Raw genomic sequence first — 13,960 nt, forward strand, 5'->3', positions numbered from 1 at the left:
AAAAGTATGAGTATTTGTTTTAAATCATTAAAAAACGGAGTATGAACCGAAATGCGATTTATACCCCGAAGTTTCTATATTATTCAATATTTCATAGTAAGTCCTCATTAAACCCTAAAATTTATTTTTTGATTTTAATATGAGAAGGGTGACAAAAGCATTCCAACGTATGGTCATTCACCATCCCGACAGCCTGCATATAGGAATAACAAATAGTACCGCCTACAAATTTAAATCCATCTTTTTTCAACCGCTTGCTCATCTTATCGCTTATTTCATTTGAAACAGGAACCTCTTTCATCGTCCCCCAATGATTAACTATAGGTTCGTTATCTACAAAGCTCCATATATAATTAGAAAATGAACCGTATTCTTTTTGCATTCTCAAAAATGCCTTAGCATTAGTTACGACGCTTTGAATTTTTAACTTATTTCTTACAATACCGATATCTTCCCTTAATAATTGCAGCTTTTCATCCGTATAATGAATTATTTTTTCCGCTTCAAAACTATCAAACGCTTTTCGATAGTTTTCTCTTTTTTGTAAAATCGTCCACCAACTTAGACCCGCTTGTGCTCCTTCTAGACATAGCATTTCAAATAACAGTCTATCATCAAATACAGGCACTCCCCATTCTTTATCATGATATTCCACATATAAAGGTTCTTTTGCTATTACCCATGTGCATCGTTCAGCCATTTGTAATCCACTCTCTTCTCTTTTATTTACAAAATCTGCATTATCGCAAAAAACAGCAGATTCTCTTATGGAGATTTGCTATAACTTCGAACAGGGGTTTTCCAACCTCCGTTGAGCTACTTATCTATTATGTTCAAACTATACCACACATACGTTCTATAAAGAACTAAACAACAGAGACCTAGAAAACTGTCTAGGTCTCTGTTGTTCTCATGCCGCATTAATAATAAATTATCCTTGTGTAGCTTTAATTTCAAAGAAATATCTGCCGCTATTCTATACACTTATATTACAAAATAGGTTCTCACTGGATTCAAAATTGTATTAGAACTTAGTACCCGAAAATTATTTATAAAAGAGATTTTCTAGAAATAATAACCCCGTCCTCATCCACATAAACGTACTCTCCTGGCTTCCAATCGACTCCACCGAAGTGAAGTATGCTATTGCACTCACCAGTGCCATCTTTTTTACTTTTTAGCGGATGTGTTCCTAACGCAAGAATGCCAACATTCATTTTAGCAAGCTCAACTGAATCTCTAACGAAACCATTAATAATAACGCCTGCTAGCTTTCTTGATTGCGCAATGCCCCTAAACGATCACCGAAAAGTGCGCATCGATTAGAACCACCACCATCTACGACAATAACAGAACCTTCCTGGACGCTTTCAAGTGCTTCAACGAGAAGCACATTATCCTCATACACACTTACAGTTTCAATTTCTCCCGAAAAACGTGTCTTTTTTCCGAAAGAACGGAAAGCAATGTCGCTAATTTGTAGGGCATTCGAATAATCGTCGCATAAATCAGTAGTTTTAAAGTCTAACAAAATGGATTCCTCCTAATCTTTTTCTATTCTATATAATTCAACATTCATTCCTAGTATCCTTTTTAAGTGATACCTTTTGAATAAAGCTTGTTCTAAAGGGTGTAATTACTCCTTATTTACTAACAAATAAAAGAATCCATTTTGAGTAGTTTCTCTCAAAGTGGATTCTTTTCTTATACTAAACACCAGATTCCCACTGAATTAGGAAATGTGTTAGAACCTGGTACCTGAAAATCAATTACACAGAGGTAACTATGAATAGAAAGGATAAATACAATTTCTTTAACTCTTTTCTACTCTTTAGCCCTCATTAATTCGCACCAAATCTTTCAGCTGCTCTGGTACGAGCGCGCTCAGCCTCGACCTCACGATTGCGAGGTACGGCACTGGTTTCCAACGTTTCCAATAGATTTCTAGAAACCATTGCTATCTCGTTTACTGCTCGATAAAATGTCTCCTCGTTCGCCTTTGAAGGCTTGTTATAGCCCGTTATCTTTCTGACGTACTGAAGAGATGCTGCATGAATTTCTTCAGCGGTAGCTGTTGGGTCAAAATTAAATAATGTTCTAATATTTCGGCACATAAGATTCTCCTTTTTATTTACATTTATTATTAAATTCTACTCCACAAAGAATATCTAATATCCTTTTTAAGGGATTAAGTAACCAAAAATATCGCTGCATCGTGTCCTAATCAACCGGAATTTCAAGTGAATAGTTATATTGTTTCATGTAGTGCATACCTTTTATCATAAGATATTCCGGCTCTTCGGTTGTATCAAACAATAATGTACGCTCTTTCAATATTCGACCATCCTCTATCTCCGATTTAATTTGATTTACTGTTGTTTTTTATATTAAGTACCAGGTTCCCACTGAATTCGAAATTATGTTAGAACCTGGCATTTAAAAATAATAGAGTGTCCCTTTACATTGTTTAATTCGAGAAACAAATCTTTAATAATTATGCTCCAAATACTATATTAAAAGTGCTTGATTCCATTGATGATAATACGAACTAATCGTTTCAAAACAATCGGAGGGATTACTTTCAAATGCTTTTGTGCAAACATTATATTGACTTAATGATGCTTCCCACTTTTCGAAACTCTTTTCACTTCGTCCTCCTATAAATGCAAAGGCTAATCCTGCTAAAGTATATACATTGGTAGCACATGTAATTTCGGCGTTTAATCGATATTCTTCAGGTGCCTTAAGACGAGTAGTACCCCAAAAATCCTCCCCGATATCATTAAAAACAGGTGCTTTTTTAAAAAAGTCTATATCACAAATATGTAATTCATCATTTGTGAAATTATATAATATACTACCATCATAGAAATCAACCATTACATATCCTTTAGATTCTACAAAAACCGCAAACTCATATATTTGAGTCAATATAGAAATACGTTTTTGTAAAGATAATTTTCTTAGTTTAACAAAAGGAGAATCCGGAGAATTGTACTTTTCAAAAGGAGTAAAATCCCAATGATTGTGCATACATTGTCCATCTACCCATTTAAATTTCAATCCGTAACCTTGTTCTGTTTGAAATGTTTCGATGAAATGAATTAATAATGGGTGATCAATATGTTGATAAACTTTCCTGTATATGGACAAGAACTTCCATTCACTTTATATCTTACAAATAACTAGGTATAAATACAATTTAATCATTCTTGAATGGATGTTCTTGTCTCTATTTTTGGACAAGAACATCCATACTTTGTATAATGGGGACAAGAACTTCTATACACTTTAATATCTGAAAATTCTGAATATATAAAGGGGAGTTTTACTTTGTATAAGCCTCTAATTGTTGACGCTAGCAAAAAATATGGAAATAACAGATGGGTGGCTTTTAGTCATAAAATCAATCGAATGGTATATCTATTTAGTGATTTGGAATATGAACATTGGTTACTTATAGAATCTGATGCTAATGTGGTGGCATTTTGTGAGCAACCATTGAAAATGGAAGTACTAGGAGATAATAAAAAATCGGCTTCGATAGTTGATATGTGGGTTAGGTATAAAGATGGGCAAGAAACCTTTATTGAGGTTAAGTATTCAAAAGATTTATCAAAAGAATCAGTTGTTAAGCAAATAAATGTACAACAGCTATGGTGTAAAGCCAATAACATTAGTCATGAGGTTAGAAATGAACGAAATATTAGGTCTAATCCAATTTTGTTGTCGAATCTTAAAGTATTGATTAAGCAAGCTAATTCAAGATTAAACAATAATCAAATGGAAATAATGCAAATTGAACACCATATAGGTGAGGAACATCAGCAGATTCAGCATATTGCAATTAATTTGAAATTGGAGTATTCCAAGGTATTTAGCTGTATTTGTAAACTTTTACATTAACATTGCAATAAATTAAAACATCATTTATCAAGAGTCTTTATATCTAAAATTATTACACTATTTGTTATTCCATTCCACAAAAAAACTCCTTATAATTAGGTTTGGTAGTTCTGTCCAAATCCCAATTAAAAGGAGCTCACCATGGATAAGGATACCACAAAATCCACACTAAATGAATTACTAAATGTATTAGATGAAAAAACATTTTCCAAAATCATAAACGTTATAAATCTTGATCATTACGTTAAAAAGTTGACTGCTTACAAGTTTCTTCAGCTGTTTATCATTGCACAGGTAAATGAAAAAAAATCGATGAAAAAGTTAGCGAAACACCTCAAAGATACGGAAGAATTTCAAACGTTTATTCAGATGGATGCCATCAGTGATTCACAGCTTTCACGTAAACAATCCTTGCTAACACCGGCAATATTTGAAAAAGTCTTTCGTCACCTCGTCGTTTCCATTCAGTCGAAGATGAAAAGTAACGAACCAATTCTTCGCGATATTCGTAAGCTGCTTGTCATTGATTCTTCTACAATATCGATGAGTCTAAGTCAATATCCTTGGGCAACGTTTCGAAAAACAAAAGCAGGTGTTCGACTTCATTTGCGCGTGGTTGTCACAAAAGATGTGACTCTTCCAGACCAGGCGGTAATTCTACCGGCAAAACACGCAGATCGCACGCAAATGAACAAGTTAGTTGATATTGACTCCGATGCGATTCATCTGTTTGACAGAGGCTATACAGACTATCAACAGTATGATGTGCTTTGTGATCGAGGGATTCCCTTCATTACGCGACTTAAGAAAAATGCGAAAATCGAAGTACTCAACGAACAAATACCAGACGTAGAAAATCATATCTTCTCGGATCAAGAAGTCATTCTAGGCAATGAGCAAAATGGGACCAAGATGCAAAACCCTGTGAGATTAATCCAAACAAAAGATAGCGAAGAAAATGACATCATCATTCTTACTAATTGTTTTGATTTATCCGCTAAAGAAGTAGGCGATTTATATCGCTATCGTTGGAAAATCGAAACGTTTTTCAAATGGATGAAGCAGCACTTAAAAATCAAAAGCTTCTATGGAAAAAGTCAAAACGCCGTGTACACGCAAATTTGGATCGCGCTCATCACCTATTGCTTACAAGTCTTACTACAACTGAGATTAAACCATGAAGGACCTCTTTTAGATGTAAAAGAAACGCTTCAAAACTTACTTTTCAAGCCATTTAATGCATTTGTAAAAGCTCTATTTAGACCACCCACAAGAACATCAAATGGGCGTAAAAAGTACGACTGGGAAAGAGAATTTCAGCACATTGTCAGACAGTTCGATGAAAGAGAGGTGGAGCATTTAGACGATTTAACGTATGATCCAATTTTCTAGTTCGTATAAATTATAAATAATTTACAAAATGTGGATAAGGGCTACCAATTATAGCTGCTTTGACTTTTTTTAAAAATTAAAATCAAACATAGTTCGGAATATTCCGACTTCTACACAAGTTGGGTATTTCGTCTCTTTTGACAAATGATTAAAATTTTTATGCAACGCTAATGAAACTTTTATTAACAAATAAAATACAGTCTAATATCGATGCAAAGCATTTAGGGAAATTTACGGAGGTGTGGATGAACAATGCGTAATTATTTTTCTGAGAAGTCAGTCGCAGAAGAGGATTTGGATATTTCAACATGGTCACCTGTCTACACTGGTGAGATGAGCGAACATGAATTTCAACTTTTTAGGAAGAGAAAGCTTGCAATCGATCTATTTTTTAACACCAACAAATCTGTTTCGGACATTGTAAAGGAGACCGGACTAAATAAAACTGAAATTTACCGTTTTGTTAATCGATGCATAACATACGATAACACTAATAAAATTATAGGATATAGGGGATTAATCCCAAACTTTAAAGTGGGTAATTATTCTCGTAAGTCATTTCAAAACACCAATCAAGAGATATTAAATTATTCAGGGTCCTTCCAGTTGCTTCTGCAAATCCATCCTGATTTAAAGACCTTTTTACTAGAAGAATATTTCAACTTAAATACTAAGAAATCAAGCGCTAGAGAACAGAAAATTAGCATTAAAAATTTGCACAGGAAGTTTTTACAAGAGTGTAGGAAAATGGGTATTAAACCAAATGAGTATCCTTTTAATACAACTAGCTTAGCAAGGAAATCTGTAGAAAGATTTATTAAAGATATTTCAAATCAGTATATTCGAGAAGTAGCAAGAAACAATGGTGGACAGGCGACAATGCTGTTAAATAATACAAACAACACTATTAGTTCAAATTCAACTATCATACGTCCACTTGAAAGGGTTGAATTCGATGGTCATAAAATAGATGCTATTTTTGCTATCGTTTACCAAACTCCTGAAGGTGAGAAAATTATAGATATACTAAATAGAGTATGGCTACTAAGCGTTATCGATGTTGCATCTAGAGCGGTAATAGGTTATCACCTTAGTTTGAATAAAGAGTATTCAAAAGAAGATGTTAAAAAATGTTTTCAATCAGCAATTATACCTTGGGAGCCTAAAGAACTTTCAATTCCCGGTTTGAAGTACGCAAAAAATGCAGGGTTTCCATCCAATAAATTTTCTGAGGCTGAGTATGCAGTTTGGGATGAAGTTTGCTACGACAATGCAAAATCACATTTATCAAAAGAGGTTAAAGATATCCTAATTAAACAAATAGGCTGTTCAATCAATATGGGTCCTGTAGCAGTGCCTGTAAGAAGACCAATTGTGGAAAGACTATTTAAAACTCTTGAAGAAAATGGTTTCCATCGTCTCCCATCTACAACAGGTAGCAATGTAATGGATAATAGACGTAATGATGCTGAGAAAAATGCAGTTAAATTTTCTATTTCAATCGATTCTTTGGTAGAGCTATGTGATGTTGTCATAGCAAATTACAATGCTGCACCTCATGATAGCAACTATGGATTTTCTCCATTAGAAATATTTGGGAGTAGATTAGAGCAAGGTGTAACAATCTCTCAAATTCCTAGCGAAGATAGAAATAAGATTAATCTGTTTCCGATCTCTAAAGTATGTAGCATTAAGGGAAATCTTCAGCAAGGCAGACGGCCCTATATTCATTATAAAAACGTTCGCTACACTAGTCCGGAATTAAGTAGAGACTTTGCTATGATTAATGAAAAAATTACTATTTTAGTTAATACTGATGATCTTCGTACAGTTATAGCCTATAGAAAAGATGGCTCTGAATATGGAGTTTTAACCGCTAGTAGCAAATGGGGTGCAACCCCTCATAGTTTAAAGTTCAGAGACGCTATTAATAAATTCAAACGATTAAGATATTTCAGTTACACGGAAGGTGAAGATCCCTTAGATGCGTTCCAAGCATATTTAGAAATCAATGCTATTAACAATAAGAACCTTAGAAACCTGTTAGCTGAAGTAAAAGGGTATAAAAAGAGATATAATATCGATTCAATAACATTAGAGAAGAAAAAAGTGGTAATCAGAGTTAAAAAAGAGCAGCAGGACTTGCAACAAGCAGTTATTGACGAAAGAAAAGCTATAACTAATACAGGCGATCAAACAACAATAAGTAATGATTTGTTAAACGGTCACGATACGGTTCATGAATTAATATTAGAAGAGAGGTCATCTAAAAATATCCGTAATCAAACAACCAATGATTTGGTTGAATCAAGCGATTCCCTGAACTTAGAAAATAATGAAAATCCAGTTTTAAGAAAAGACACTCTGGATTTAGATCATTACGAGGAATTAGTAAGGTCTGAAAAGTTTAAAAGCAAGAAAAAAAGAAAATCAATTACTTATTAGAACGGAGGCTTAAACATGGAGAATTACGATATTCCAGTGGTTTCTTTAGGAAAGCATCCTATAGAAACAGGGAAATATCTAATCGCTACAAATGAAATTGACCGATTATGCTATATAGTTAGCAATTGGATCGGAAATAAATTTCCTGGCGCTATTATTCACGGACGTCCCAGATTAGGGAAGACTCGTGCTATATCATATCTAATCAAAGTTTTGCCGGATGAAATCCAACAAAATATTCCGATGTTTCATATTAGGTGTAGAACATATACGAGTCCCAGAGAAAATAGTTTTTTCGAAGATATATTGGCTGGTGTAGGACATGCAGCTGCAGAATTGGGGCGCCCTAGTGAGAAACGAGTACGTCTTAAACATTTCTTTATAGAAGTTGCGGAAAAATCTAAGCAAAATAAATTAGTTCTATTCATTGATGATGCTCAAAAGCTTTCAGCTATTCAATATGATTGGTTAATGGATGTTTATAATGAATTAGACGAATATGGAATAGTTTTAACAACTATCTTGGTAGGTCATGACGATTTAATTGATAGGAGAAAAAAGTTTATTAAAAACAAAGACTTTCAAATTGTAGGTCGATTTATGAGTGACAGCTATCAGTTCCGAGGACTTAACAATATTCAGGATTTTGAAATATTACTTGATCAATACGATGATGGTACAGAGTTCCCAATGCGCTCAAGTGTATCCTTTACCGAATTCTATTATAGAGATTATTTTAAAAAAGGCTTTAGACTAGTTAATTATGCTAATGATTTCTATGATGTATTTATGCAAATTCAGTTAGAGAAAGGACTTCCGAGTGAACGTGAAATTCCAATGCAGTACGTTACTCTAACAATTGAATATATTATGAAAAAGTTCGGATATCTAGGAGATAACTTGAGTACTCTGACAAAAAATCAAATTAAGCAAGCTATTATAAATTCAGGTTACATTCAATCAGAACTAATATTGTTAGATATCGACTAACTACTTAATTTAGGAGTCGGAGGAGTTTTTATTGAATCAGTATAGATTTACGTGGAAAAAAGAGTGGGTTACTAAATATATTTCTACTTGGTGCATATTTGAAAGATTTAAATTTGCGAATGCATTGTCGAACAACCACATTCTACAGATCTTCGGAAATGAGGATGTACAGAAATTAAAAAATGTTAAAAATGCAGGAGATTATTTGAGAAGTCTCACAAGTTTAATAGGAATAGACAGGGGTAAAGCCTTCGAAATTATAGGTGTAGATTTATTTGAGAAAAAGTCTGAGTCTATAGATACGTTTAAACCAATATTAGGTAGTAGGGGAAAAGTTGAGTATTTAACTAATAATAACATCTCATATTGCCAGAAATGTATGGAGAAAGGATTTCACAGTGTATTTCATCAGTTAACGCTATTTAATAACTGTGTATTCCATCCAAATGAGGAATTAAGAGAAACTTGTTTTAAATGTAATAAAATTTTTTCTATACACGATCTATGTAGTGATGATCGCTCCTCTTACTTATGTCAATGTGGACAAAGTATTATGAATAATAGAAATGTTGCTGCTATTTATAAAAATTGGGAAAATGAACATGTGATACAAGATCCTTATATACTAAAGTTTCTTGATTTACATATAGTACAGCCGAAGCTACCAGATGTAAAATACCCTTCTAGATATAATACAGAGGAAAGAGTCAAAGCATTTAACTTGTTGCCATCCCATAATTTGATGAGCTATGCAAATAGTTATTATTTTGATGCTCCTTTAGATACAGACACCTTTTCTAAGCAACATATTTCAAAACGTAAACCGCAATCCATAGTAGTTTCGCGTCAAATGATGAAGAATTATGGAAATTTATTTACTTATAAATTTATTGAGGGTTCACATAACCGACACCTAGAGCAAGATTGCATATATTACGAGATTTATGAACAATCCCGGCATATTTATAAATCTGTTAGACGATATATTAAGAAGCATCTTCTCAAAAACCATTCTAAATGTATACATTTAAACAACGAACTTAAAGAAAGTGAAGATTATTGTAAATTTTCTTTAGCCTTTACCTACTGGAGAGAAGAGTATGAAGATATACAATTGTCAAGGGTAGTAAGGTGCTCACCGCCACAAAGCGATGTTTTTAACTTTGAAAGAAACAAGCAACGATTTACCTTTTTTCCTGTAGGACCTTACTGTTATTATCTTGCAAACTTATTAGAGAACATTTTTGGGATTGATCGTTCTAGCGATCAAAAGCTTGATTTAAATAGTTTGAGAAACTTACTTAATGCCTTATTACCGTATTTGTTATTGGAGCGTTTTTATGAAAATTTAGATTTAGTCAGTAATCCTCATAAATACAAATCAAGGAACTATATTTTACCAAACGTTATTCCGTTGCACTTAATTTTTTTTGAAGAGTCAATAATTGAAAAAACAACAATTTATCACCGCAATATATATATGCACTTAAAAAACACATTGGCAAAACTTGAAAAAGTCCCTGGTGCGTGCTGTTTTGATAAAAGAAAAACCTATGTGAGTTATATTTCACCAGAGAAAAGATTTTTAAATACAATGTTTGAGAAAAGATTTAATGGTTAAAACTGACTATTAATTTTTGGATAGAGAACTTTTATAGTGACCAATGAGTCTGCCAGTTCTCGGTTTATCAGAACCCACATATTAAATCTAACAAGATGACAGATCCATGAAGGATTAACGCAAAAACGGCTGAATATCTAGCAAAGAAGAAAGAAGATAAGTCGATAAGGCTGTTTTCGAACGAGTTGAACCTAGGTAAAAAATTTTTGAGGAACCGTTGAAATAAATCTGAGTGTTGAATCAGTAAAAGATTAACGCTATTTTGTTGAACTTATTGAATTAACGAGGTAGCGCGACATTTTTGCAGATTTTCCCTTTGATTTTTTTCTTATCATAAATTAATCACTAAAAGTCCTAAAAATAAGATATACAATGATGTCTTACTTTAAGGACTTTATATAATTATGGAATCCCGGATTGTTTCATACTACCACTTAAGCAAATTAAAATATCTTCATTAAAGCATGACTTTACCAATACCATTTTCTATTTTTATTGAAGTATTAAATGATGAAGACAAATTGCTTAATTTCAGTAAAATATCTTCGTTTTTACTAATGACAGGCCAACCTCTTTGATAGCGATGAATTTCTTGACCTAAATCAATAGGGTATAATGTGATTTCTGATAATTTGCCATCTTTCATCGTCCATTTTGGTAGAACACTGATCCAGGCATCTGGGTACACCGAAAAACCTCGTGTATTCATGTCACTTCTCGCATCAAGAGCATCTGCAACATTGTGTGAATGGTCTAATCCGTATTTTTCATAAAAGTCCGCTGGTAAATTTGATATTGTTTCATTCTGAAAGATAAAATTACCTAGACTATAGAAAATTGGACACTCTTTATAGATTTCAATACCACGTAATACATGTGGACCGTGACCTATGATAGCATGAGCACCCTCGTCTATACATGCTCTCGAAAAAGTTTTTATAAAATCAGCAGGTTCGTCTAGCGTTTCACCTTTAACTTCATGAGAATGAATGCTAACTAAAACATAGTCAGCTTGTCTTCTAGCTTCATTTATTGATTTTAAAATGCGGTTAAGATCCTTTTTATTGGGAGTTGTAAACCGACCTTCTTGTTCACCTTCTTGAAAAATTAGTCTTCCGAAAGGAAATCGTCCATCTTTTAATTTTTTTATTAGTCCCACTTCTATCCCTTTATTATAAAATCCATTTACATTCACTTTGTCCGCGATTTCTTGAAGACTTCTCATGTTATCTCTCGAGATAACATGAAGGGTATTATGGCGAAGTGGATTAATACCCGGTCTGCCAACCATATCAGGTCGCTGTTCACCTGCGATCCATGATTCATGAAAGGTTGAAGTAACTGAGATAAGTGCTACACGGCCGGAAGAAGTTTCAAAATATTTTGGTTGACTTGCAAATGCAAGGTTACTCCCAGCACCCGCATGTATAAACTCATATTGAGTTAAATATTTTTCAGTAGCTGTTAATCCATCAATAGAATAATCCAGGGTATGATTATTCGCCCACGCTATCATATTGAAGCCATATGCTTTCAAGTCTTTTAATACATCTGGATGAGCAATAGCCCAGGTGCCTCCACTGACAGCTGAGGGGGTTCCTTCAAACTTATGAGTAGTTACTTCTAAGTTTGTAAATCGTACGTCAGCACTATGAATCAAGGATGATAAGCTTTTAAATGATTCATCTTTAGTTGGTAGCCTTCGTGTTATGAAACTATCACCAGTAGCAACAAAACTTATTGTATTATTATACCCTCGCATTTATAACCCCTTGCATATAAAATTTATTATATTAATTTAAGATATTTGCTGTAAACTTTATCTTATTTATTTAAAAATCTTTAGTTGTGGTAAATAACTTATCTACCAATATCGGATTTTCTTTTATCTCCAATGCTCTCAAGTTTTTCGAATAATAACAAATCATCTGGAATCCTGTTATTAACAAGATCAACTAAATATTCAAGTTTCTGAGAATAACTCAAAGTACTATCTGGAACTAATTCATCAAGTCTAGTACGCAATTTTTTCAATTTAGTCCTTGCGGTCTTATGATGGTCACTGCATAGTAAGCTTGAAGGTACTATACGTGCAATTCTTTCTAAGCGCTCATCGGGAGATAGTGTTACATCCGGTAAAAGTTCGTAAAGTCTACTACTAATTAATTTTAAATTCGTGCAAACCTCTTCAAAACTCTCTGTGTAGATTGGTTTATATTGTTCTAAGGTCTTTAATTCAGTTTCCATTTGTTATATCTCCAATCCAGTTAATTATCTATTGATATTTATTTGAGTGTTCTTGAGCATCATTTATAGATTTTATTCTAATTACAAACGAGAAACATGCTGGCAAGATTGCAAGTATCCCACCAACACCCGCTACAATTACGGCAATACGGGGATCATAAATAGCAGCTACTCCTGCTCCCATAAATGCTCCTATTGGAACAAATCCACGTCCAAAAAATCTAGAAACTGAGCTTACTCTACCAAGTAATGCAGGTGGCGTAATTGCTTGACGTAGACTAATAAAATTAACATTGTAAATTGGTACACCTGTGCTTAGGACAAATTGTCCAAACATGAGCCAAGGTAGTGCCAAAGATACTGGAGCTGTTCCAATTATTAAGAAGCCTATTGCTATCAGCCCCAATGAAATAACGATTGATTTTCCGATGCCTAATTTGTTTGTAATATATTTGGAAATAAAAGCACCGAAGAGAAATCCAATATTACCTAGTCCAATTATTAATCCAATATTGGTTGCAGTTAAGTTGAGTGAACGCGTCATATAAAGAACTGATATAGATTGAAACAAACCAATAAAAATAACACTTAGGCTATAACTTATTAGAATTGTTCTAAGTAATTGATGCTTTAAAGTAAAAGCTAAACCCTCATAAATGTCTGGCCAAATGGATTTTTTACTCTTTTCATTTTTTATAACATTATCTTTCGGAAGGAAAATCAATGTTATAAAGGAGATTATAAAGCTAAATGCATCAATAATAATTGCCATTGGTGCACTAAAAATATTTACTAAAAAACCGCCAATACCTGGTCCCGCTGTTTGTGCGGAACCTTTTGTAATTTCTAATTTCGCATTTCCACTAGGTAGCAGTTTAGGATCTACGATTTCTGGGAGGTATGCAGTATATGAGATTTGATAAAATACAGAACAACATCCAGTAAAGAATGCAATGAAAAAAAGTAACCATAGATTCAATAATCCAATAATCGCACTTAGAGGTATTAAGAGTAAAAGTAGAGCACTTATGGATTGGCAGTACATCATTATTGTTTTTTTACTTATTCTATCTACATATGCTCCAGCCTGGAGACCAATTATAAAATTTGGCAGGAATGCAATTCCACTTAATAAACCAACTATAAAGTTGCTAGCTTGTAACTGGTATATAGCCACAAGGGGCAAAGCAATAATGGTTATTTGATTACCAAATATGCTGACTGTTTGTCCTGTCCAAAGTAAATAAAAGTTTTTACCAAGTTTTTCTCCAATTGACACAGATTGATTAAGCTGCTTTGTTTTATTAGTTAAAGAATTATTAGATTTAATGTCAATCACTCCTTTGGAGATTGATTTTG

At 33.4% G+C, this 13,960-nt stretch carries 11 protein-coding genes and 1 pseudogene; 5 read left to right on the forward strand and 7 right to left on the reverse strand.

The features are described 5' to 3' along the window. Nucleotides 1-121: 121 nt before the first annotated feature. The 4 genes and pseudogenes from ACEPXG_RS17830 to ACEPXG_RS17845 all read right to left on the reverse strand — a co-directional run bounded on the left by ACEPXG_RS17830 (nt 122) and on the right by ACEPXG_RS17845 (nt 3,153). A complete protein-coding gene (locus ACEPXG_RS17830; RefSeq protein WP_391205433.1) occupies nt 122-700 on the reverse strand; it encodes a DNA-3-methyladenine glycosylase I in 579 nt (192 codons plus the stop codon). A 349-nt stretch (nt 701-1,049) separates the two neighbouring features. Next, a pseudogene (gene rraA, locus ACEPXG_RS17835) lies at nt 1,050-1,531 on the reverse strand (ribonuclease E activity regulator RraA). A 310-nt stretch (nt 1,532-1,841) separates the two neighbouring features. Further along, on the reverse strand, nt 1,842-2,114 hold the full coding sequence (locus ACEPXG_RS17840) for a DUF2277 domain-containing protein (protein ID WP_391205435.1): 273 nt from the start codon (nt 2,112-2,114) through the stop codon (nt 1,842-1,844). A gap of 394 nt (nt 2,115-2,508) precedes the next feature. Next, nucleotides 2,509-3,153, reverse strand: a complete 645-nt coding sequence (locus tag ACEPXG_RS17845) for a serine/threonine protein kinase (RefSeq protein WP_391205438.1) — start codon at nt 3,151-3,153, stop codon at nt 2,509-2,511. A 180-nt stretch (nt 3,154-3,333) separates the two neighbouring features. Between ACEPXG_RS17845 and ACEPXG_RS17850 the strand changes: the two genes are divergently transcribed. From ACEPXG_RS17850 to ACEPXG_RS17870, 5 genes are all read left to right on the forward strand, one after another. After that, entirely contained in the window at nt 3,334-3,906 is a 573-nt protein-coding gene (locus ACEPXG_RS17850; RefSeq protein ID WP_391205441.1) for a TnsA endonuclease N-terminal domain-containing protein, read from the forward strand. A 141-nt stretch (nt 3,907-4,047) separates the two neighbouring features. After that, nucleotides 4,048-5,298: an IS4 family transposase gene (locus tag ACEPXG_RS17855; RefSeq protein WP_391205165.1), complete on the forward strand. Its 1,251-nt coding sequence runs from the start codon at nt 4,048-4,050 to the stop codon at nt 5,296-5,298. A 252-nt stretch (nt 5,299-5,550) separates the two neighbouring features. Next, the gene (locus ACEPXG_RS17860) at nt 5,551-7,743 is read left to right on the forward strand and encodes a hypothetical protein (RefSeq protein ID WP_391205444.1); all 2,193 of its coding nucleotides are present in this window, start codon (nt 5,551-5,553) and stop codon (nt 7,741-7,743) included. A gap of 15 nt (nt 7,744-7,758) precedes the next feature. Then, nucleotides 7,759-8,733 carry an AAA family ATPase gene (locus tag ACEPXG_RS17865; protein ID WP_391205447.1) on the forward strand — a complete coding sequence of 325 codons (975 nt, stop codon included), beginning with the start codon at nt 7,759-7,761 and terminating at the stop codon, nt 8,731-8,733. Nucleotides 8,734-8,764: 31 nt separating this feature from the next. After that, on the forward strand, nt 8,765-10,354 hold the full coding sequence (locus ACEPXG_RS17870) for a hypothetical protein (protein WP_391205450.1): 1,590 nt from the start codon (nt 8,765-8,767) through the stop codon (nt 10,352-10,354). Between the two features lie 457 nt (nt 10,355-10,811). Here the strand turns inward: ACEPXG_RS17870 and ACEPXG_RS17875 are convergent, their stop codons facing one another. The 3 genes from ACEPXG_RS17875 to ACEPXG_RS17885 form a co-directional block, all read right to left on the reverse strand. Next, a complete protein-coding gene (locus tag ACEPXG_RS17875) occupies nt 10,812-12,116 on the reverse strand; it encodes a CapA family protein (protein WP_391205453.1) in 1,305 nt (434 codons plus the stop codon). A gap of 98 nt (nt 12,117-12,214) precedes the next feature. Next, nucleotides 12,215-12,601, reverse strand: a complete 387-nt coding sequence (locus ACEPXG_RS17880; protein ID WP_391205456.1) for a hypothetical protein — start codon at nt 12,599-12,601, stop codon at nt 12,215-12,217. A gap of 28 nt (nt 12,602-12,629) precedes the next feature. Further along, nucleotides 12,630-13,940 carry an MFS transporter gene (locus ACEPXG_RS17885; RefSeq protein WP_391205458.1) on the reverse strand — a complete coding sequence of 437 codons (1,311 nt, stop codon included), beginning with the start codon at nt 13,938-13,940 and terminating at the stop codon, nt 12,630-12,632. Between the last annotated feature and the right edge of the window lie 20 nt (nt 13,941-13,960).

Origin of the sequence: Psychrobacillus sp. L4, assembly GCF_042944905.1 — a bacterium.
In the GTDB taxonomy this organism is placed as follows: domain Bacteria; phylum Bacillota; class Bacilli; order Bacillales_A; family Planococcaceae; genus Psychrobacillus.

Bases quoted from the DNA above. Each gene is read 5' to 3' on its own strand.
- ACEPXG_RS17830 (WP_391205433.1), bottom strand. From the start codon at position 700: ATGGCTGAACGATGCACATGGGTAATAGCAAAAGAACCTTTATATGTG.
- ACEPXG_RS17840 (WP_391205435.1), bottom strand. From the start codon at position 2,114: ATGTGCCGAAATATTAGAACATTATTTAATTTTGACCCAACAGCTACC.
- ACEPXG_RS17855 (WP_391205165.1), top strand. From the start codon at position 4,048: ATGGATAAGGATACCACAAAATCCACACTAAATGAATTACTAAATGTA.
- ACEPXG_RS17860 (WP_391205444.1), top strand. From the start codon at position 5,551: ATGCGTAATTATTTTTCTGAGAAGTCAGTCGCAGAAGAGGATTTGGAT.
- ACEPXG_RS17865 (WP_391205447.1), top strand. From the start codon at position 7,759: ATGGAGAATTACGATATTCCAGTGGTTTCTTTAGGAAAGCATCCTATA.
- ACEPXG_RS17875 (WP_391205453.1), bottom strand. From the start codon at position 12,116: ATGCGAGGGTATAATAATACAATAAGTTTTGTTGCTACTGGTGATAGT.
- ACEPXG_RS17880 (WP_391205456.1), bottom strand. From the start codon at position 12,601: ATGGAAACTGAATTAAAGACCTTAGAACAATATAAACCAATCTACACA.